The organism is Clostridium sp. D43t1_170807_H7, assembly GCF_015555905.1.
Taxonomy (GTDB): domain Bacteria; phylum Bacillota; class Clostridia; order Clostridiales; family Clostridiaceae; genus Clostridium.
The window spans coordinates 1-21,479 of sequence record NZ_JADNLK010000014.1 but is presented as its reverse complement, the minus strand read 5'-3'; the positions used below and the strand labels follow the sequence as shown (position 1 = coordinate 21,479).

21 protein-coding genes are annotated in these 21,479 nt (G+C 26.7%); 2 read left to right on the top strand and 19 right to left on the bottom strand.

From position 1 onward, the window contains the following. Positions 1 to 40: 40 nt before the first annotated feature. The 12 genes from I2E98_RS10245 to I2E98_RS10190 form a co-directional block, all read right to left on the bottom strand. Positions 41 to 1,981: an FtsX-like permease family protein gene (locus I2E98_RS10245; protein WP_195468825.1), complete on the bottom strand. Its 1,941-nt coding sequence runs from the start codon at positions 1,979 to 1,981 to the stop codon at positions 41 to 43. After that, a complete protein-coding gene (locus tag I2E98_RS10240) occupies positions 1,981 to 2,733 on the bottom strand; it encodes an ABC transporter ATP-binding protein (RefSeq protein WP_195468824.1) in 753 nt (250 codons plus the stop codon). The genes I2E98_RS10245 and I2E98_RS10240 overlap by 1 nt, the downstream gene beginning before the upstream one ends. Before the next feature lie 92 nt (positions 2,734 to 2,825). After that, the gene (locus tag I2E98_RS16320; protein ID WP_195468823.1) at positions 2,826 to 3,845 is read right to left on the bottom strand and encodes an ATP-binding protein; all 1,020 of its coding nucleotides are present in this window, start codon (positions 3,843 to 3,845) and stop codon (positions 2,826 to 2,828) included. Next, entirely contained in the window at positions 3,845 to 4,513 is a 669-nt protein-coding gene (locus tag I2E98_RS10230) for a response regulator transcription factor (RefSeq protein WP_195468822.1), read from the bottom strand. Before I2E98_RS10230 ends, I2E98_RS16320 begins: the two co-directional genes overlap by 1 nt. Before the next feature lie 118 nt (positions 4,514 to 4,631). Beyond that, the gene (locus tag I2E98_RS10225; RefSeq protein ID WP_195468821.1) at positions 4,632 to 6,683 is read right to left on the bottom strand and encodes an FtsX-like permease family protein; all 2,052 of its coding nucleotides are present in this window, start codon (positions 6,681 to 6,683) and stop codon (positions 4,632 to 4,634) included. After that, complete coding sequence (locus I2E98_RS10220) at positions 6,673 to 7,440, bottom strand: ABC transporter ATP-binding protein (protein WP_195468820.1); 768 nt, start codon at positions 7,438 to 7,440, stop codon at positions 6,673 to 6,675. The genes I2E98_RS10225 and I2E98_RS10220 overlap by 11 nt, the downstream gene beginning before the upstream one ends. A 259-nt stretch (positions 7,441 to 7,699) precedes the next feature. Next, the gene (locus tag I2E98_RS10215; RefSeq protein ID WP_195468819.1) at positions 7,700 to 8,707 is read right to left on the bottom strand and encodes a sensor histidine kinase; all 1,008 of its coding nucleotides are present in this window, start codon (positions 8,705 to 8,707) and stop codon (positions 7,700 to 7,702) included. After that, entirely contained in the window at positions 8,704 to 9,375 is a 672-nt protein-coding gene (locus tag I2E98_RS10210; protein WP_195468818.1) for a response regulator transcription factor, read from the bottom strand. Before I2E98_RS10210 ends, I2E98_RS10215 begins: the two co-directional genes overlap by 4 nt. 865 nt (positions 9,376 to 10,240) lie before the next feature. Then, positions 10,241 to 11,587, bottom strand: a complete 1,347-nt coding sequence (locus I2E98_RS10205) for a PD-(D/E)XK motif protein (protein ID WP_195468817.1) — start codon at positions 11,585 to 11,587, stop codon at positions 10,241 to 10,243. Positions 11,588 to 12,250: 663 nt separating this feature from the next. Continuing rightward, positions 12,251 to 12,982 carry an ABC transporter permease gene (locus I2E98_RS10200; RefSeq protein ID WP_195468816.1) on the bottom strand — a complete coding sequence of 244 codons (732 nt, stop codon included), beginning with the start codon at positions 12,980 to 12,982 and terminating at the stop codon, positions 12,251 to 12,253. Beyond that, a complete protein-coding gene (locus I2E98_RS10195; RefSeq protein ID WP_195468815.1) occupies positions 12,979 to 13,707 on the bottom strand; it encodes an ABC transporter ATP-binding protein in 729 nt (242 codons plus the stop codon). Before I2E98_RS10195 ends, I2E98_RS10200 begins: the two co-directional genes overlap by 4 nt. A 23-nt stretch (positions 13,708 to 13,730) precedes the next feature. Further along, positions 13,731 to 14,156, bottom strand: coding sequence for a helix-turn-helix domain-containing protein (locus I2E98_RS10190; RefSeq protein WP_195468814.1), 426 nt, complete (start codon positions 14,154 to 14,156; stop codon positions 13,731 to 13,733). A 230-nt stretch (positions 14,157 to 14,386) separates the two neighbouring features. Between I2E98_RS10190 and I2E98_RS10185 the strand changes: the two genes are divergently transcribed. After that, positions 14,387 to 14,842 (top strand): hypothetical protein, encoded by a 456-nt coding sequence (locus I2E98_RS10185; protein ID WP_195468813.1) that lies wholly within the window; start codon positions 14,387 to 14,389, stop codon positions 14,840 to 14,842. Between the two features lie 135 nt (positions 14,843 to 14,977). Here the strand turns inward: I2E98_RS10185 and I2E98_RS10180 are convergent, their stop codons facing one another. The 3 genes from I2E98_RS10180 to I2E98_RS10170 form a co-directional block, all read right to left on the bottom strand. Further along, on the bottom strand, positions 14,978 to 15,955 hold the full coding sequence (locus tag I2E98_RS10180) for a serine hydrolase (RefSeq protein ID WP_195468812.1): 978 nt from the start codon (positions 15,953 to 15,955) through the stop codon (positions 14,978 to 14,980). A gap of 56 nt (positions 15,956 to 16,011) precedes the next feature. Continuing rightward, on the bottom strand, positions 16,012 to 16,845 hold the full coding sequence (locus tag I2E98_RS10175; protein WP_195468811.1) for a MerR family transcriptional regulator: 834 nt from the start codon (positions 16,843 to 16,845) through the stop codon (positions 16,012 to 16,014). A gap of 216 nt (positions 16,846 to 17,061) precedes the next feature. Further along, on the bottom strand, positions 17,062 to 17,763 hold the full coding sequence (locus I2E98_RS10170) for a peptidase E (RefSeq protein ID WP_195468810.1): 702 nt from the start codon (positions 17,761 to 17,763) through the stop codon (positions 17,062 to 17,064). Between the two features lie 132 nt (positions 17,764 to 17,895). Between I2E98_RS10170 and I2E98_RS10165 the strand changes: the two genes are divergently transcribed. Next, a complete protein-coding gene (locus I2E98_RS10165) occupies positions 17,896 to 18,195 on the top strand; it encodes a hypothetical protein (RefSeq protein WP_195468809.1) in 300 nt (99 codons plus the stop codon). A 116-nt stretch (positions 18,196 to 18,311) separates the two neighbouring features. Here I2E98_RS10165 and I2E98_RS10160 read toward each other — a convergent pair whose 3' ends face one another. The 4 genes from I2E98_RS10160 to I2E98_RS16020 all read right to left on the bottom strand — a co-directional run bounded on the left by I2E98_RS10160 (position 18,312) and on the right by I2E98_RS16020 (position 20,702). Next, a complete protein-coding gene (locus I2E98_RS10160) occupies positions 18,312 to 19,058 on the bottom strand; it encodes a nucleoside phosphorylase (protein ID WP_195468808.1) in 747 nt (248 codons plus the stop codon). Positions 19,059 to 19,280: 222 nt separating this feature from the next. Beyond that, positions 19,281 to 19,592, bottom strand: a complete 312-nt coding sequence (locus tag I2E98_RS10155) for a hypothetical protein (RefSeq protein ID WP_195468807.1) — start codon at positions 19,590 to 19,592, stop codon at positions 19,281 to 19,283. 87 nt (positions 19,593 to 19,679) lie between these two features. Further along, positions 19,680 to 20,531 (bottom strand): MerR family transcriptional regulator, encoded by an 852-nt coding sequence (locus I2E98_RS10150; RefSeq protein WP_243251058.1) that lies wholly within the window; start codon positions 20,529 to 20,531, stop codon positions 19,680 to 19,682. A gap of 6 nt (positions 20,532 to 20,537) precedes the next feature. Continuing rightward, a complete protein-coding gene (locus I2E98_RS16020; protein WP_243251056.1) occupies positions 20,538 to 20,702 on the bottom strand; it encodes a MerR family transcriptional regulator in 165 nt (54 codons plus the stop codon). Positions 20,703 to 21,479: the final 777 nt, after the last annotated feature.

Here is a 21,479-nt window from a genome sequence, read left to right as displayed (position 1 = left end):
ATTAAGCTTTTTAAATTTCTCATTAGTAAATTTAATTTTTCTATCTAATCTTTATAATCTTTTTGAAAGTATTTATAGATAAAACTGCTAATAATCCAAAAATTAAAATACATACTAAAATACTTATTAAATAAACACTAAATAAATTTTCACTCATAAAATCACTTAGAACTTTTATTGCAAAGAGACTATGAATTCCTCCTACAATAAACGGTAATATATAAAATATCATTACTTCTTTATTTATTACATTACTTATATCTTTTTTATCAGCTCCTATCTTTAATAGAGTATTATACTTTTCTTTATCTTCATTAGCATCACTATATACTTTCATATAAATTATACTTCCATCAGCTAATATAAATACTAAAAATAAGAAGGCTCCTATAGCATAAACAATCTTTAACCAAGATACAGAAAGAAGCTCATATCCACCATAATATGCTAAGCTATTATCCGTAATAACATTAGCATTTTCTAATTCATTGCTTATATTTTCAATATTATTTTCTACTGACTTTTCATCACTACATTTAAAACCATAGAAATTTATTTCTCTACCATAAGCTTTAAGATTATTATACATATCATCACTTACTATAATTGTACTGTTATTTAATGAGCTTCCTAAAAGTTCTGTTCTTGTATATTCTGTTATCTCTAAATTGGTATCTCCTATAGTTACAGAAGATGGATTGCTAGCAATACTCATTAAAGTTCCTGGTCTTTGAAGATAAATACACTGATTATATTCTAGTTTATTTTCTTCTAATAACTTTTTACCCTTTTTATTATTTATTGTATTAAATATCTCTTTAGCTTCACTATAAGATACTACATTTGTTGTTAATTTTTCTCCTTCCAAAGTACTACCTACAAATTCAGAACCATTGTCTAATGTATCTACCATTAATACTTTATTATCTACTATATATTTTTCTTTGCTTACTTTAGAAATAATAGTATTTATATTATCTATATTAATACTATCTTCTGAAGCAAAGGCAAAAGTGTAAAGCATAGCATTTTTCTCAGCATTATCATATAGTGTTTTCATAGATGCTGCTGTTCCAAGAACTGTTATAGCACAAGCTGTAACACCTGCAATTGTTGCATATGTTGCTGAATTTTTTCTTAATCTATATGCTAAATTATTAATTGTAATTATACTTTCACCTTTATATAAAATATTCTTATTTTTTATTAAAATATTAAATACTATAGGGACTACACTACCGAAAAATCCATAAGTTCCTATAACTACTAAAACTAAAGCTTTAAAGGCATTAAATACGTTTCCTGATGAATTTGTTGTTACTGCAAAAATATATCCTATACCTATTATTGCTAAAGATAAAATTGCTATTAAATAAATCATAAAATTTATTTTAGGCATCTTCTCTTGTTTCTTATTTGCATTTAAAAGCTCTATAACATTACTTCTCACAATATTTATAAAACCTCTTATACTCATAAATAAGAATATAATCATAAATATTGTGGCACTATGAAAAATAGCTCTAGGCTCTACATTAAATTTAATATCAATATTAAAACCTGCAAATCTAAATATAATCATTTGAAATAACTTTGATAATAAAATACCTATACCTGTACCTAGTAAACAAGAAGTTATTCCTATAAGCATTACTTCAACAAAATAAATCTTACCTGTTGTATATGAGTCTATCCCCATAAAAGTATATATACCAATTTCTTTTTTTCTATTCTTTAAAAATATGTTAGTAGCATACCATATAAAAAATATCATAAAGATAATAAGTACTACTGTTGTTGCAGAAGTAATAACTTTTGTATTATTTTCATTTATATCACCTAAAAATGAAAAAGCTTCACCTTGTATAAGAATAAAAAGATTACTTAGTATTGCTACTGAAAATATCATTGATATAAAAAACATTCCATAAACTTTAATATTATTTTTAAAGTTATTATAAGCTATAGAAAAAATACTCATTACTCAGCACCTCCCATAGCTGCCAGCATATCAACTATTTTTCCATAGAACTCTTTTTTATTATTGTTAGAATCTAATCTACACTTTATTTCTCCATCACTTAACATATAGACAGACTTTGAGTAACTTGCACTTATAGCATCATGTGTAACCATTACTATAGTTGCATTTTCCTCTTCATTTGCTCTTTTTAAACATTCTAAAAGATCTGAAGATGATTTTGAATCTAAAGCACCTGTAGGCTCATCTGCAAATATTATTTTAGGATTAGTTATTAACGCTCTTGCAGCAGCGCCTCTCTGTTTCTGTCCGCCTGATAACTCATAAGGATATTTATTTAAATGCTCCTCTAATCCAAATATTTTTGATATTCTTCTAACTTCATATTCAATTTCTTTACTTCTTTTTCTACCTAATGCAAGTGGCAGTGCTATATTATCCATAAGATTCATATTATCTAACAAGTTGTAATCTTGAAATATAAATCCTATTTTTTCTCTTCTTAATTTTGATAAATCTTTATTTTTAACTTTCGCTATATCTATATTGTCTAATAAAATTTGCCCTTTAGTTGGTTTATCTAAAGTAGATATAAGATTAAGTAAAGTTGTTTTCCCAGCTCCTGAAGGCCCCATTATAGAAATAAAATCTCCTTCCTTCACATTTAAAGATATATTATTTAATACTTTAAATTTAAATCCTTTAGTTCCATATTCCTTAGATACATCTTTTAACTTCAGTACTTCCTTCATATTTTCTTTCCTCCAAATTCAAACTATATACTTATTTTAATAGCTTTTCATTAAGGATTCCTTCACTTAACATTACTTTTAAACATCTAATGTTACAATTTTGTAACACTAAGATAATCTGATATTTTATAAAACCTAATTCTAAATAAAGTATATTTATCTTTTACTGACTCAACTTCAATACTATGATTTAATTTATCAATTATCTTCTTCGAAAAATATAATCCCATTCCTGTAGATTTATAAACTGAGTTTCTGCCATTACTTCCTGTAAATCCTTTATTAAAAACTCTCTCTAAATCTTCTTCATTTATTCCTATACCATTGTCTCTTATCTTTAGTTCAATAAATTCTCCTTTATCTTCAGCACTAAACTCAATAACTCCATTTTCTTTTGAATATTTTATAGAATTATTTATTAGCTGACCTAAAACATATGTAACCCACTTTTTATCGCTATAAACTTTAAAATCTAAATCACCTAGTTTTGGACTTATGTTATTTTTTATTAAAAAGAAAGAATTACTTTTTACTGCTGTTTTTACAATATCTTTTAAATTCTCTTCTTTTATAAAAATATCTTCTGCTGAAGCCGTAGCCCTACTCCCATACATAACTGAATTAACTAAAAAATTCATTTTCTCTAGTTCATTTTCTATACTTGAAATCATATCATCACTATCTCTATCTAGTATGATTTTCATAGCACTTAAGGGTAGTTTTATCTCATGAACCCATCTTGAAATATATTCCTCCATGTCTTTCAACTGATTTTCACACTCTTTAGTTTCATTCTCAAGTTTTTTATCCTTATAATCTATAATATAATTAATTATTTTTCCTTCTAAAAAATTATCATCTATACAATAACTATCAATATCCTTTTCATCTTCTATTAGTTCCATTATAGAGCTATATCTATCTTTCATTTTTCTATAGTCTAAAATAGTAAAGCCAATAAATATCGTTATAATTAAAATATCTAAATATATTAAATCACTTAGATTTTTTATACTATTTAAAGAAAAAAGATATATATTAATTATTAAAAATAAAACTGCACTATAAATAAAATTTGATAACTTTTCTTTTAAAAACTCTTTGATACTCACTATACCATATACCCTAATCCCTTCTTAGTTTTTATAAAATCTTCAACTCCTATATCCTTTAACTTATTTCTAAGCCTTGTTATATTAACAGTTAGAGTATTATCATTTACAAATTCATCATCATCCCAAAGACTCATCATAATCTTATCCCTTGATACTAACTTATCTTTATTTTTTATTAATACCGATAATATCTTTAACTCATTTTTAGTTAACTCTACTGATTTATCAGCTTTTTTCAATATACATTTTTCTGTATCTAAAATAATATCATCATAATAAAGAAGTGAATCAGAACTTACATAATCATAACTTCTCCTAAGTAAAGCATTTATCTTACTTATTAATACTTCTACAGAAAATGGCTTTGTAATATAATCATCTCCTCCATTATTTATTCCCATTATTACATCCATATTGGAATCCCTTGAAGATAAAAATATTATAGGAACCTTTGAAATATCCCTTATTTTTTCACACCAGTAAAATCCATCAAAATAAGGTAGATTTACATCCATTATTACTAACATAGGTTTATTCTCTAAAAATTCTTTTAATATATCATCAAATCTTTCTATCTGATAAACTTTAAATGCCCATTTATTTAAAGATAATGATAACTCTCTAGCTAAATCTAAATCATCTTCTATTAATAATATTTCCTTCATATTTTTCTCCTTTATAAACAATCCATACCTTTCCTATTTATTATATACCACATATTTAATAATAATGTAAATTAATAAGAGTGAACAAATTAATTGCTCACTCTTATCATCATAGAAATTATTTATTATTTTTAATTATACTTTTATATCCTGTATATGTTACATAGAAGTACCCTCCATAAACAATAATAAGTACTACTAACGTAATAAGTGCTGCTGGAATTATATTTGATTTTCCGAATATCTCTAAGAAATCATTTACTACATTTATTCCAACTATTGAACTTATTATTGCAGGTATAAGAGGCATTACAAAGTATATTGCTGTTTGCTTAAATATAGATTTATTTATCATTTTTTCAGTTGCACCAATTCTCTTTAAAGCCTTGTATCTATCACTACTATCACTTGCTTCAGATAATTGTTGAAGTGCTAGAACTGCACCACTTGAAATTAAAAATACTACTCCTAGGTATAAGGCTAAATATAAAATCATAGTACTTGTTCCTCTATTAGAAGCATATACTGACTGCTTTGTTGTAATAACCATAGGAAGCATACTAATATCTTCGCTATCTTTGTATGAGTTAGAATTTCCAACCTCACTTGTTGTACCTCCCATAGCCTTAAATGTTTTCCTCATATTTTCTTCTGCTTTTATATCATTTGGATTATTATAATTTACATCCATATATGCACTAACAAGTTCCATATTTTCATTTATATTATCTGGTACTATCAGTGTTAAAGTATTATCTGCTGTAGATGAATTCCATATCGCTTCATTTAAATACTCTTTATTTGCTACTTTATATTCTTTTCCATTTATATCTATAGTCGTATTACTCTTTATTAAATTCTTTACTGATTCTTTAGCTCCTTCAGCATTTGAAAGTAATAAAACTTCATCATTATTTAGATTTAATGGTTTTTCACCATATATATCTCTTATTTTATTGTAATCAGATATTTTTAGTGCCTTAATAAATCCCCATCTTTCTTTCCCATTATCTATATCCTTTTTTAAGCTTCCAACTGCATAATCTCTTAATATATCTGCAACATCTATCCCATTTATTTTATACTCATTGAAAAAGATATATTTATCATCCTTAAAATCATGATTAACTTTTTTCATAATATCTTCTACACTTTTATATTTACAATCTTCATCAGTAAAAAGCTTTACTGATGCATCAAAAGGTGCTACAATACCAGCCTCTAATGCATTTTTAGCTGAAAACCCTGTTGATAATGAAACTATAGTAACAAATAGCATAAGTGAAATTATAGACATTGAAATAAAATAAGTATTAACCTTACTACTTATTTGTCTAGTAATAAATATATTTAAATTTTTAAAATATATATTTTTACTTTTTCTAATTATAGCTAATAAGAATCCTGATATCCCAAAGAAAACCCCAACTGTTCCTATTATCCCTAAAATTATAGACAATTTAAATCTATTATCCTCTGGATTTAATCCACTCTTGGTAACAAGGTAATATGCAGCTATTAAAATAGCTGATGATATTATAAATATTATAGATGATATTAATGTACTCTTAATTTTAACCTCTTCATTTTTACGCTCTGCATTTATCATATCTATAAGTTTATATTTAGAAATAATTCTAGTATTAAATATGATTATAACTCCAAATATTAAAGCAAAATAAAGTACTGTCTTTATAATCGCTGATCCTGATATTATAAACTTAAACTGAGACATATCTGCCTCAAAAAGTTTAGCTGTAAACAAAGATAACCCTTGTGATGCTAAAAGTCCTAACAATAAACCAACTACTAAAGACCCAACTCCAACTATTAAAGTTTCAGATATCAATATTTTAGATATTTTTCTTTTACTCATACCTAATGTCATATAAATTGCAAGTTCTTTTTTTCTCTTTTTTATCAAGAAATTATTTGCATAAAGTATAAGTCCACCTAAAATAAATGAAACAAATACAGATAATATAGATATCAGCATCTGTATTAAGTCTATATACTCATCTGTTCTATTAGTCATCTCTAATACTGCTTTCTGAGCTCCTATTGAATTAAAACTATAAAATATACATACTGCAAGTGCTATAGTTAAAAAATATATAGTATAATCTTTAAAACTCTTTTTTACATTATTTATTGCTATTTTAGAATACATTTTCTACATCACCCCCAAGTAAAGTTACAACTTCAATTATTCTATTAAAGAACTCTTTTCTTGTATCATTTCCTCTTACTAACTCATTAAAAACTCTTCCATCTTTAATAAATAAAATTCTATGAGCATAGCTAGCTGTAAATGCATCATGGGTAACCATTAGAATTGTAGCCTCTAATTCTCTATTTAATCTTTCAAAAGAATCTAATAAAAGCCTTGATGACTTAGAATCTAAAGCTCCTGTAGGCTCATCAGCTAAAATCAAAGATGGATTAGTAACTATTGCCCTTGCACATGCAACTCTCTGTTTTTGTCCTCCTGACATTTGATATGGGTAATTATTTAGTACTTTTACTATATCTAAGTTATTAGCTACACTCTTTATTTTGTCATCAATTTCTCTAGGATTTACCCCTTGAATTGTTAATGCTAAAGCAATATTTTCATAAGCTGTTAATGTATCTAATAGATTAAAATCTTGAAATATAAATCCAAGCTCATCTTTTCTAAACTGCTCTAGTTTCTTTGACTTCAGTTTAGTAATATCTTTATCATTTATAATTATGTTTCCTGTAGTAACACTATCTATTGTTGATATACAGTTAAGAAGTGTAGTCTTACCAGAACCTGATGGTCCCATTATTCCTACAAATTCCCCTTTATCAACCCTAAAACTTATATTATCTATAGCTTTTGTTATATTACCTTTATTTCCATAATATTTTTCTATTTTTTCAACCTTTAATATATTTTTCATATAACTTTCCCTCCATTTATTTTAATTGCAAAGTAAATCTTATTGCTTAAAACTTTTATTATTAAGTTAATATCTAATTGGTATACCTTCATTATTTATTTTATCCGTCTATAGAATAAATACATATTGAACTACATGTCAGTAATCTTACATTTTTGCAAGTTAATCTAAAATATAAAAAGCTGATATGTAACCTCTTCCACATTTCAGGTTATATTATCAGCTTTTCTATACATTAACTCTTTAATTTTTATTCTTATTAAAAATCAGTAAACTTTCCAATAGGAAAATTTAATTTTACTTCTGTTCCTTCTCCTACCTTAGAAGTTAATTCTATGCCTATTCCTAATTTATCACAAAGCTTTTTGCATAAATAAAGACCTATACCAGTAGACTTACCAAATCTTCGTCCATTTTCCCCTGTAAAGCCTTTTTCAAATACTCTGTTTATATCTTTCTCATTTATACCTACACCATTATCTTTAATAGTTAAAGTTATATTATTCTCATTTATATTAGAGGATATTGAAACTACTCCATATTCCTTTGAGAACTTTATTGCATTTACAATAATCTGATTTACTATAAATTCAATCCACTTTTTATCGCTATAAATAATTCCTTCTATTTCTTTTATATCTATCTTAATTTTTTTATTTATAAAGTCTCTGCTGTTTGATTTTACAGCTCCGATAACTACACTTCTTAGGTTAAATTCTTTTATTATGTAATCCTTACTTACATCACTACTTCTAGCATAATATAAAACCTGCTCAACAAAAGCATCTACTCTCTTAATCTCATAGCCTACTCTTTTACTTAAAATGCTGTCATCGTTATCTAAAATAAGCTTTGCAGATGCTATAGGAGTTTTTATTTCATGAACCCATGTTTCTATATATTCTCTATATTCAGACTGCTCATCTTTATAATAATTAACCTTTTCATGCATAGATGCATTACATTCCTTTAATACACTATTAATTATTTTTGCTTCTTGAAATCCTGCTTCATCTATAACTTCTGGTAGTAAATATTTTATATCTAAATTTTTTGCTGTTTCAGTTAAATTATCTATATACTTTTTAAATTTAAAAAACTCTATACTCATATATGTTATTAATGGCATAAACCATATAAAAAGTACTATTGCTATTATGTTTATTGGTACTGATATACCTCTCATTAATAGGGATAATAAAAGAGCTATAATTAAATTAATTACTATAAATACTAATCTTTCTTTTATATATGTAATTACACTCATACAACTATGTACCCTAACCCTCTTCTAGTCTCTATAATATTGCTTAATCCAATCTCAGCAAGTTTTTTTCTTATCCTTGTAACATTAACAGATAGTGTATTATCATCAATAAACATTTCACAGTCCCAAAGATAGTTCATTAACTCTTCTCTTGATACTATTTTCCCCTTATTCTTTATTAAATACGAAATTATTTTTAATTCATTTTTTGTTATTTCAATAATCTTATCACTATATGAAACTGTTCCATTGGATAGATTAACTTTCATCCCATTATACTCTATGATATCATATACATTAGAATTCCTATTTACTCTTTTTAATATAGCTTCTATTCTAGCTACTAAAATATGAGTATTATACGGCTTAGTTATAAAATCATCTGCTCCTAAATTCATACTCATAAGTTCATCAACATCACTGTTTCTACTTGTGACAACTATAATTGGAACTTCAGAAAACTTTCTTATTTCCCTACAAATATAATATCCATCAAATATAGGGAGATTTATATCTAAAAGTATTAAATCTGGATCACTATCTTTTATTTTGTCTATAATATTTTCAAAATTATCTGGTGCTTCAATCTTGTATCCATACCTACTTAAAAATATACTAAGTTCCTCTCTTATTGTCTTTTCATCTTCTACTATAAAAATCTTATTCATATTATTCCCCTCAAAACTTATTAATGTTTTAAATGAAATTTTTCCTCATCATAACCTACTAATATAACTAATCCAAGTACCTTTATAACTTCTAATACTTTTTTCATTACTATCATCTCCTTAGTGCTATATTAACCTTATACCTTTATTATAATTCCTGATTCTTTAATCTGATATCTTATTACATTACATTTATCTTTCATTATTGTAACTTTTATTTCTATTGTTTTTAAACGAAAATGTATATATTTATCTAAACTTAAAGGTTGCCCATATAGACAACCTTAATAACGTATTATATTTATTTAATACTTCCTACAAAATCAATAGCTTTCTGTATTTCATCTAAGTTTAGATGATTTCTGTTCATACCTCCTATTAGCTTCCATGGGCCATAAGTATTATATCCTTTATACTCATAAGCTCCTAAAAGTATAGCCCCATAAGCCTATACTTTTAAGTCGAGTTAAAATTAGCTTACCTCCACTTTTGTTTAATTTGTAATACATTAATGCTTTAATTTTAAAATATAGAATTTAATAAAAAGTCTAACAAAATACCAGCTATCATTTTAATATTAATACTATTATTAATATATATACTTAAATACTTTTGTTCAAAAGTTAAGATATCTTAGACTTATTAGAAACCTAGTGCAACATAAAATTTCTAATTTATTAAATAGAAGCTTTAATAGCGCATATAATTATGAAGATAAAAATATAATTATCAAACAGAACATATAAAAAAATAGTAGATATTCTTAATGTTAACTATACTTATTTTAAAAACCGGTAATTTTAAGGTTACCGGTCTTTCCTCTATAAAGTTCACTTAAATAATAGTATTTTAAGTTTGTATAAAACTAGCTATCTTCATAAGACACACTAGAAAACTCATACTTAGCATCTCTTACTTTTTTTAAATCGAGGTCATATCCATTTATATATGATTGAAAACCATCTTTCTCCATTTCTTTTGTGACTATATAATCTTTATTAATTGTATATATATCTTCTCTTATAACTTCAAATCGATCCAATAATTTTTCATTTGCTAGCCCATTTTTGATTTGATTCATAATTCTATCATACTCTATCTTAAAATCACTTATGTTTAAATAATTTCCTATACCCACAAATAGTTCATCAACCTCCTCTTCTGGAAGTTCATCACTAACATCACTAATAAGCTCAAGTATTGTTTGGCCTTTTGAGGCACTATTTTGATATCTCTTTAAATAAAATACTCGTAATTCTACTTCGCAGGATTGATCTAATTGGTCTACACTGTTTATATGAATAATATCATCCTGCATCGATCCAGTTAATAGCTTGGTTTTAGTCTCAACAAATTTTTCTTTCCCCTCAAAATCCACTGGCTTTCTATCATTATTACTCCTAAATATTGGAGCCCAATCCTTAATTAAATTACTATCGTTATTGATGCAAACTAGCTCCCCAAAAAGCCCTTGTATTGTTTTTGAATCACCTATATTTATTATTTCCTTTTTTATAATCTTATTTGAAACGTTTTCCTTCTGTTGTACTATTGTATCAATAAGTTTCATAGTATTTTTTACTATTCTCAAGAAGTCACTATTATTTTCATTGGCATTAATCCCATTTCTGTCTATCGTGTGTCCAAGTTTATTCGTTTCAAATACAGCATAGTATTGTACTGCACCATTACCTCCACCTCCAATATTTTTCATAGGAATTCTTTCTTTAACTATTATTCCATTAATACTAATATTGATTCCAAAAAAATCTTCCTCAGTTTGTATAGATGCTAGATCTTTTAATGGAAAGAAGGTTTTCTTTGCATCTCTAGCCTTACAAAAATGTAAAACCTGAAAATTTAATTCTTCTCCCATTATTTTTTTATACTCTTCTTTTAGACATTCCAATTGATTTTTTTTATCTCCAAATCCCTCACCAGTTTGGTCAAAATAGCTTACTCCACATTCGCCTTTAATTTCATTTATTCTGTCATCAAATTTGCGTGTTTCAATTAGCTCAAATTTTTTGCATGTTTCATTCTGGTTTGTTATTCCTTTTAAATATATATCAAATTTTCTGTCAGATTTCCTAGAAATAGTGTAAAAATGTATATATTCTCTTATATCGTTATGCTTAAAAATATTAATATCTGTCACCACTATGTTTTCTAATATCAACTCAACGTAATCGTTATCTTCAGTTGATTCCACTGTTTCCACGTCTATAATAGCAGTCCCTTCTATACCAGAAGATTTAGCCTTTGCCAATGTACTTTTAATATTTTCCAATGTATATATATTACATATATTTTTAACCTTATTTTTTAGAATAATTTTTTTAGCAGCTAAGTTTAACTTTGAACCACATATTTATACAGATTAATTTATGTCTTTTATATTTGTAGATCTCTCTTATTATTTCATTACCTGTAAATCTTTAACACATATACCTTTTTAAAACTATACTAAATAATAGCATATATATTTTTTTCTTCTTTACTCTTTAGAATTCTATATATTTTATACAACAGATAATAATTAATAAAAATTATCCATAAATTTAATTTTTACATTTCCTATAAAATTCAAAAAATACATCTATAATTAATATTATTTTATATCAGAACAAATGTATTGTAAATAAATGAACCCATTGATACTCATACTAATAACTATTTATTTGGCTATATTTCAAAATTTTATCTTTATTTATCTAAACTTAAAGGTTGCCTATATAGACAACCTTTAACAGCATATTATATCAACTTAATAATTTTATTATATATATTTATTTAATACTTTCTATACTTTTAATGTTTACCTTAAATAAAGTTTGTATCTTCATATAATAATAATGACTACCTACACAAATAGTTATTGCTTTTTCATCTGCCATAAAAATAATAATACAGCACCAATTACTACAACAATGGCATATATAACAACAGGATAGATACTTGATATTGCTCCTACAAAGTCCCCATTTATCATGGCTCTTTCAAGCTCTACTGCATGTACAAATGGAAATAAATTCGCTATTTTACCAAATACACCTCCTACAAGCTCTAAGTCAAACCATACTCCAGAAAGCCAAGCAGATAGATTTGTAAGTAAAGCACCACAAATACCACCAACTTGCTTTACATTAAAAATGCTTCCACATAAAAGTCCAAGTGCAATATGAAAAATTGCAAAAGGAATAATCGCTAAAATGGCATATACAATATTTATCGTAACAGGTAGTCCAAGAAAGCTTGCTACAACATAACAAATTGTACATTGTAATATTGCAATTGGTAAAATCGGTACTATATATCCTATAATAAAATCAAAAGCTTTTAATGGAGTAGTATATAGCCTTTGTAGCAAAGCACTTTCTCTATCTCTAGCCACCAATGTAGCAGAGAAAAGTGTCATAAATGAAAGACCAAATACAGTAATACCTGGTGTTAAACTTTCAATTTCAAATAAACTTACTGGAATATTTGATTGTATTGCAGTAAGTAGCAACAATAAGACAATTGGAAAACCTAATCCAAACATTATATTAAGTGGATCTCTTAAAATTTCCTTTGCACATCTTTTTGAAAATGTAAGCATTCTCATATTTTAGCCTCCTTTACTATTGAAATAAAGGCATTTTCAAATCTATCTGTACCTGTCTTTTCAATTAACTCACTAGCAGTTCCTAGTGCTAATAACTTCCCATTTTTCATAATTCCAATTCTATCAGAAAGTGCCTCTGCCTCTTCCATATAATGTGTTGTAAGTATAATAGTAACTTTACCTTTCAAAGAACTAACAATATCCCAAAGCTCACTTCGTGCAATAACATCAAGTCCTAAAGTAGGCTCATCAAGAAATAATATTTTTGGTTCACTTATAAGAGCCATTGCAATACTTACTCTACGTTGCCACCCACCAGAAAGTTTTCCTGCTTTCTTATCTAGAATACTTTGTAAATTGAATTGCTCTGAAAGCTCCTTTATTTTTGCTTTACTTTTTTCTTTTGAAAAACTGTAAATCCCACATATAAGCTCTAAATTTTCTTTCACTGATAAATTTGGAGCAACTGCTGTTTCTTGTGGTGAAACACCAATAATATTTTTAACACTTGTTTCATTATGTATAATACTATTACCACCAACAAAAGCATCTCCAGTTGTAGGTTTTGTAAGGCAAGAAAGCATTTTTATTGTTGTAGTTTTTCCTGCACCATTAATACCAAGTAAAGAAAATAATTCTCCTTGCTCAATTTGTAAGTTCAATTTATCAACAGCTATAAAATTTTTATATTGCTTTGTTAAATTAACAGTCTTTATAGCTTCCATAGTACCTTCCCCCATATCTTATTTTAATCATCCTTCATTGCTATTCCAATCATTCCAACAAAGTTTAGTATATCACGCTCATGAACAATACCAATTCCTCTATCTTCATCTCCTAGTACCAATAGTTTATCTCCTGACTTTATCTTAAATTTCTCTCTTGCTTCTTTTGGAATTACAATTTGACCTCTTTCTCCAACTAAAACTGAACCAAAGAAATACTTACCTTTAGGTGGTATTACAAGTCCTGATTCCTCTTCAGAATGATTAACTAAATCATCTAATTTAACATTAAATAATTCTGCGAGCTTAATGCAGTTATATATATCTGGAGTAGATTCTCCACTTTCCCACTTTGCTATTGATTGCCTAGAAACATTAAGCTTCTCTGCTATATCATCTTGGGTATACTGATACTTTTTTCTTAAAGTTTTTAAATTTCTACTAATCATATTTTTCATACTCCTCATACTTATTTTATTTAATTTAATCCATATTTTCTATCAACTGAAATTAACATTAATCTATATATTTGTATACATTATTAATATTATTCATAAATCAACGTTAAACTATAACTTTTATTTAAACTCTGTTTTAATTTACAATAGTATTATAATGCTAAGTAACGCTATTTTTGCTATTATATATACAACTAGGAATTTGTAGGTGAGATAAAATAATGTTTGAAATAAGAAAATATAAAATTGGCTTTGATATTTTGGGATTACTTTTATTCTTGATAATTATGATCCCAAATTTTATATGGTTTGCAGTTCCAACTTCAAATGATATATTGAGGAATGAATCTATAACTCCAGTAATAGATCTGCTTGCTTCAATTTTTCAAGTAATTATGGTTATAGCTTTATGTATAATTAAAAATAAACATTGCCAAAAGCCAATGAAAAAAATATGGTTTAAATTGATTATTGTTTCCATAATTATATATTTTGCTGGATGGATTTTATACTATATAGGTATTGTAAATGCATTGGTAATTATAGATTTATGTATTGCTCCTTGCGTAGCATTTATGCTGCTTTCTATAGCAAGAAAAAATATATTTGCTTTTATATTATCAATTATGTTTATGATATGCCATGCGCTATATGGAATTATTAATTTTATTGTATAATTATTTTCTTATTATCATTAAAGAACTGGCAAGCATCCTCCACACTCATATTAAGCACATCAACACTACTCTTTCCTTTAGAGTAGTGTTGATGTGCTTAAGTTTTTCAATAAACATCTCATTAAATTTACTTTACTACTCAAATATTGGCTCGATATAATTTTTAATAAAGTCTATTCTATCAGTTACATTACGTTTAAATAGTGATGTGATAGCAACTACAATATTTCTATCTTTATTTACATAAATAACATTTCCTCCATCACCCATAGCCGCAAATCCATCTTCTATACCATTGTTAATCCACCATAAATATCCATATGGAAGATTAAGCTTTTTCCAACGGCTATGTTCTGTTGTACTCTCCTCTATCCATTTTCTAGATACAATTTGTTTTCCATTATATATACCACCATCTAAATACAATTTGCCTATTTTTGCCATATCCATAGAAGATAGAGTAAGTCCCCATCCTGCTGTATTTATTCCACAGCTATCAACTACCCATCCACTAATATTAGTAGCATTATTAAAAGCTAATTGCTCCTCTTTACTATTAAATCTAATATTTCCATAAATATTAATTCCCAGTGGTGTAAATAAATTTTCCCTTGCAAAATCAAGGACTGATTGTCCAGTTACATTAGCAAGAATACCTGATAAAATATCTGGTCCTATAAGTGGAGTATATTTGAATTTTCCTATCTTACCTAATCCCCCTAAGTAATTAAGGCTGAAATTTACCATATCATTACTAGTAAAATATTTTATGTATGGAGGAATTATATATTTATAGGGAGCTGTCATATTAATCAAATTTTTAAGTGTAATATTCTGTATTGATTTTTCTCTTTTTTTAACTATGTAATTTGGGAAAAAATCTAATACTTTTTGGTCTACACTTTTGATATATCCCTTATCTATTGCAATTCCAATTAATATTGAAACAATACTTTTAGTTACTGAATAAATATGAATTGTACTTTCTCTACTACATCCATTAAAGTAATTCTCATATTGTATTTCTCCATCTTTTAATACAACAATACCTGCAATATTATTATAATCTTTATTTATCTTATCTTCCAACTTTCTCACTTTATCTTGTTTCATATCAATATTTCCTTTAACTCTTAATAAATTTTTAATTAATAACATTATTTTTTAATCTAAGAATTTGTTCCTATTTTTTTAACTGGATAATAAATTTCTGTTATAAGGTTATTTTCACTTTCAACTTGAGTAGGATCATTTACATATACTTCAAAAAGAGCATCTTTAGCTATATAACCTTCTTTTTCAGCATATTCAAGTTGTTTCGCATATACAGAAGACAAATCAGAATAAGAACCTTTTAAAACTGTTTTTAAGCATAATCCTGGATTAAAATCTCTTGTACCTTTAACACACTCTTTTATAGGAATAGCGAACTCAGTATCTAACCCAAATGGACTATATTCATCACTATGAAAAAGTACCATTGGTGGAGATGTCATAGTTAATTTATTATCTTCAATATGTTTTAGTAATTCACCAAAGCAATTGGCGTATTCTAGCGGAAATTCATATTGTTGAACCATTTTTCTAATATATAAAATATTCATATTGGGTATCTCTACAAGTTTAACATCAAAGTTTTCCATATATGACATAATCGATTTTCCTTGTTTTAAATTTAATATGTCATTATTTAATTCTTCTAAAATTATATTTAACTCATTTACTTGTTTATCAATTTCTTTTCTCTTTTCTATAAGTGATAAATAAAGCTTTTCATCCTTAAATTCTTCTGATTGTAATATTACTTTTATTTGCTCTAAAGAGAAATTATATGATTTCAAACGCTTTATAAATAACATAGTTTCTAGTTGTTCAATAGAATAATATCTATACCCATTTTCATAATTGATTTCATTAGGCAGAATTAATCCGATTTCAGCATAGTAACGAAGTGTTTTTGTAGATACTTGACATATCTTTGAAAATTCACCGATAGATAGCATTATTGTCCTCCTTATAATATTTATATGTTTATCTTAAATCTTACCCTAAGGGCAAAGTCAATATTAATATATAATCTGTAATTATTAAGCTAAAAATAATAAAAATGACTGTTGTATACTTCAGTCATTTTTATAGTTAGCTAATATATTAATATTACGAATATAGTCATCTTCAAAACTTGTAATTTACTGGTGCTTTAGATTGATATATAGATATTATATGAAAATTTCATTAGTTAATTGTATTTTGTGATACCCTCCTCCGTTATTCTTAAATAAATATGCTCTTGCATCTTCCCTTGCTTTTTTTACATACATATGATTATTTTCAATTATAATAGCTGTATCATTTTCTAATGCAATTCCATCTATACCCAAACACTTAATTCTATCATCAAAACGATTTCTTCCTTCTTCATTATAATGTGGACATATAGCATATGGAAATAGACCTAAGCATTTTACAAATTTGTAATCCCAATTTTCAGGATTTTTAAAATAATCGCTATCAGAAAAACCATAGCTAAACCATAATATAGCTCCTGCACTAATTCCAGTTAATACCTTTCCATCCATATATGCTTTTTGAACCAATTTATCAATACTATATTCTTTCCATATTTTCATCATTTGTTCTGTATCACCACCGCCAATATAAATTAAATCTGCATCATTAATTATATTTTCTATTTCTTTTTTTTCATATTTTTCTGTCACTACACACAATGTAGACACAGTACATTCTAATCCTTGATAATATTTTTGTATATTCTCTATATATCCTTCCGAATCATTACTTGCCGTTGGAATAAATAATACATGCGGATGCTCTTTACCAGTCCGCTTAATAGCATATTCATTTAAAGAAGCTGTTGAAGCTAAATCTCCTCCTGAAACACCTATAATCACTCCGTGCATACAAGGTATCCTCCAAATTTGTATTTATCGTCATATTCTCCGTTGGTAATCTAATATGATTACACACTACTTTCTTATTTAATTATACACAAATAATGGTAAATATTAAACATTATTTAAGATCTTAGTGATATGTGTTATGAAGGAGAATGTGAAGAAATAGGTTTTGAAGCACCTAATAAAATAAAAGGTAACTTAGTTCAAGGTTTTTCATTTACAAATGAGGCAGTAAATTTTGCACATATACCTCCATCTACAATAGAAAAAACTAAAGTAGAAAAGCAAAAAACTAAAAAGAATAATACAGATATTTTAGATATGAGAAAACTATCAATAGTAAATGGTCTTACCCCTCCAATAGATGGTGAAAAGCTAAGTAAATACAGTACCCAAGTTGTACAAAGAGAAGTTACAAAATGGGATCTTAAATAATCAAAAAGCATTGGAATTCAAATCCAATGCCCTTTTGGTATCTATTACTATATTTGCATCATTAAATTATTAATCTTATATATTCTATAATAATAATCATTCCTACAAAATTAAATTTATATTACTACATAATTGATAATCATATCAATTACTTTTTCTACTGATTTTCCAATTTGATTTCCTTCCCACCCCAAGCTCCATCCATTTTCATTAAGTGTATCTGTAACTACATAAATAGCAGAAGCAAAACAATTTCTATATTTAGCTATTGTAAATAGTCCAACACCTTCCATTTCAACACATAAAGCACCTTTATCTCTATAATCTGAAACCTGCCCCCATGTTTCTCTATATCCCGCATCAGTGGTCCAATGTTTACCTCTCTTAGCACTGATACAATTATCTATTAACAACTCACTTAATTCATCTGTTAAGTCTTTAGAAATATCTATAAATTCATAGTCAAATCCATAAAGCCTTGCAACAGCAGTATCATTAAATGCACCTTCTGTTAATATTACTTCTCCTACATTAATATCAGACTGTAATGCCCCTGCTAAACCAATATGTATAAGTTCTTTAACACCACCTGCAATTAAATCCTCCGCCTGAGTTGCTATACCCGGAGAACACCTTTCTCCTTTAACAAATCCTATATCTTCATTGTTATTAAACACATATAATTTACCACCTAAAGGATATTTATATGTTCCACAATTTCTTTCAAGCATTTCATCATAGATACTATCAGCTAATAAAAACACTCTTCTTGGAATTCTTATTTTATCAAGGTCAAATCCAGCATTTTTCATTTCAATCCTTACTAAATCTTTTGGTTCTGTCATTACATAATTTCTATTCATTTATAGTCCCCCTACGAAATTCCTATCTTTTATCTTTTACTTTAGCTTATTGCCTATATATATCATAACATATTTTGTAAATTTTATATTACTTATAATATACTATTTTCAAGTGAAAAATAGCCTTAGCCATTGATATTTCTTAACTAAGACTACTTTTTGCATTTATTTATGATACGGTTCTCCGTAACATCTTCAAATGAGATTTTCACATTTTACTTTTTATATATTCTCTACATATTTTAAAAAGTAATTATTGGCCCATTCTGTATAACTTGTAGGCGTCCAGTTCTTTTTATCTAATGCCATATTTTCTGTAACTACCATTACAAGATATTTTTCTAATGGAACCTGTTTTTTTACCTTTAAGATATGTAGCCCATCTCTTTCTACTAAACCATCTTCTATCATTTTATAAGCATCAAAGTATAATCTAGCTCCAGGCGTATACACCATATCACCATTAGTACATACATATCCTAGTTGTCGTGAATTTACAACTAGTTCACCACATCCATTTAGTGTATCAAGCATGATATACTCTGAATAATCTTTTGGTTCTAAATAATGCTTTAACCATTATAACTAAAGGGATTGTTATCCGTTGGTAACCAGTCACTACTAGCATAATAAATCATCTTCGCTCACTCCCCTTTTTTCTATAGTACAAACGTAAGCTTTTATATGATGCTCATTGTTCCATCTATCATAAAATGAATACGTATATGAATTAATTTCTTTTCTATATCCTTCATAAATTTTATCTATCTCTTGTTTATCTGAATAATGATGTGGTATTTTTTCTTCACCTGGCATATTGTCTAAGAAAGTATTAGGTTCTATTTCTCTTCCAATACCATACATATTATCTTCTATAGATGGATAGTCTACAAAAATAATTCCATTTTGTTTTACTACTCTAAGCATTTCTAAAGCATGCTTTTTCATATCTTCTGACGTTCCATGCCCCGAAGTCCATACACAAACTATAGCATCAAAAGTTTCATCCTTAAAAGGTAATTCTCTAATATCACATATAGCTGTATCGATTTTATATCCTAAATTTATTGCTTTCTTTTTAGTTGTTTCTACTGCTTTTTCTGAAATATCAGCAGCTGTAACATCAAATCCTGCTTCTTTAAGATATATAGAGTGTCTACCCATTCCACACCCTAAATCCAAAACTTTTTTAACATTATTTTCTTTTAGCTTTTTAGTAATACCTATCACTGTGGGAAGAATCCCCTTTTGAACCTCTCCTTGCTTATGGTAAATATCGTTCCATATTAATTCCCACTCACTCTCAGAAATATCAATCTTACTATTATTACCATCTGCACATTCATTTATATTTTCTATTAAGTGATTTAATCTGTTCCTTTTTATTATCAACAACTGCTTTTGAGCTTCCATTACTTGTTTTGAATCATAATCAGGACTATCTAAAATTTTTTTAATCGCCTTTAAATTCATTCCTAACTATCTAAATAACAATATTTCCTTTAATGTATTTACATTTTTATCAGAATATAGCCTATGTCCCGCTTCTGTAGTACTATCCGGCTTTAATAATCCAATTTCATCATAATAATGTAATGTTCTAATACTTATTCCTAATAACTTTGCCACCATATTTACATTCATAATCTGTTTCCCCCTATTCCATATTACTATAATACACTATTACGTAACGTTAGATTCAATAGTTATTTTAAATTTAAATAAAAAATAGCCTCAGCTATTTATATTTCTTAGCTAAGACTACTTTTCTCACTTACTTATGATATGGTTCTCTTTTCATTATTGTATCTAACATTGTTAACATTATTTTCTGTTATATCATAAAAGAAAATAATGTTCCTACTAAAATACCTACACTAAATGATATAACATGTATTACTATTGTTGTAATATTCATAAAAGGTAAAATAGGAATATTCGAAATGATTCCATAAATAAGTATCCAAATTCCATACCAAGTTCCTAATTTAAACCTTTTAAATTCTGGTTTGAAAAATTGCAATATTAGTATTAACCCAATAAATACAAATATAAAAACTGAACCTCCATGTTATCTAAATTAAGCTTCTTTATCCTATCAGCAATTTCATCAATATCACCACTATAAAGTCCTAACTCTTGCATTCTCTTAAAGTAACTTTCTCATGCAAAATTAAATACACTTTTATGCTAATATTTATTTGATTTGTATTTTATCTCTGGATGCCCCACTACTTAAATAACATTTATAAGGATTAATCTCATTAATTATATCATCAATAAAATTACTTACATTATCTTCTTTAAATTCTCTTTTTAAAATATATTTTGCAAAATCATCAATTGTATTTTATACATAACTTTTGTTCCAAAATACAACTAAAAATTCTTCCATGCAAACATGAATAATTTAAAATATGT

Coding starts and splice junctions, on each gene's coding strand:
- I2E98_RS10245 (WP_195468825.1), bottom strand. CDS start 1,981: ATGAGTATTTTTTCTATAGCTTATAATAACTTTAAAAATAATATTAAA.
- I2E98_RS10240 (WP_195468824.1), bottom strand. CDS start 2,733: ATGAAGGAAGTACTGAAGTTAAAAGATGTATCTAAGGAATATGGAACT.
- I2E98_RS10230 (WP_195468822.1), bottom strand. CDS start 4,513: ATGAAGGAAATATTATTAATAGAAGATGATTTAGATTTAGCTAGAGAG.
- I2E98_RS10225 (WP_195468821.1), bottom strand. CDS start 6,683: ATGTATTCTAAAATAGCAATAAATAATGTAAAAAAGAGTTTTAAAGAT.
- I2E98_RS10220 (WP_195468820.1), bottom strand. CDS start 7,440: ATGAAAAATATATTAAAGGTTGAAAAAATAGAAAAATATTATGGAAAT.
- I2E98_RS10215 (WP_195468819.1), bottom strand. CDS start 8,707: ATGAGTGTAATTACATATATAAAAGAAAGATTAGTATTTATAGTAATT.
- I2E98_RS10210 (WP_195468818.1), bottom strand. CDS start 9,375: ATGAATAAGATTTTTATAGTAGAAGATGAAAAGACAATAAGAGAGGAA.
- I2E98_RS10200 (WP_195468816.1), bottom strand. CDS start 12,982: ATGAGAATGCTTACATTTTCAAAAAGATGTGCAAAGGAAATTTTAAGA.
- I2E98_RS10195 (WP_195468815.1), bottom strand. CDS start 13,707: ATGGAAGCTATAAAGACTGTTAATTTAACAAAGCAATATAAAAATTTT.
- I2E98_RS10190 (WP_195468814.1), bottom strand. CDS start 14,156: ATGATTAGTAGAAATTTAAAAACTTTAAGAAAAAAGTATCAGTATACC.
- I2E98_RS10185 (WP_195468813.1), top strand. CDS start 14,387: ATGTTTGAAATAAGAAAATATAAAATTGGCTTTGATATTTTGGGATTA.
- I2E98_RS10180 (WP_195468812.1), bottom strand. CDS start 15,955: ATGAAACAAGATAAAGTGAGAAAGTTGGAAGATAAGATAAATAAAGAT.
- I2E98_RS10175 (WP_195468811.1), bottom strand. CDS start 16,845: ATGCTATCTATCGGTGAATTTTCAAAGATATGTCAAGTATCTACAAAA.
- I2E98_RS10170 (WP_195468810.1), bottom strand. CDS start 17,763: ATGCACGGAGTGATTATAGGTGTTTCAGGAGGAGATTTAGCTTCAACA.
- I2E98_RS10165 (WP_195468809.1), top strand. CDS start 17,896: ATGTGTTATGAAGGAGAATGTGAAGAAATAGGTTTTGAAGCACCTAAT.
- I2E98_RS10160 (WP_195468808.1), bottom strand. CDS start 19,058: ATGAATAGAAATTATGTAATGACAGAACCAAAAGATTTAGTAAGGATT.
- I2E98_RS10155 (WP_195468807.1), bottom strand. CDS start 19,592: ATGCTTGATACACTAAATGGATGTGGTGAACTAGTTGTAAATTCACGA.
- I2E98_RS10150 (WP_243251058.1), bottom strand. CDS start 20,531: ATGAATTTAAAGGCGATTAAAAAAATTTTAGATAGTCCTGATTATGAT.
- I2E98_RS16020 (WP_243251056.1), bottom strand. CDS start 20,702: ATGAATGTAAATATGGTGGCAAAGTTATTAGGAATAAGTATTAGAACA.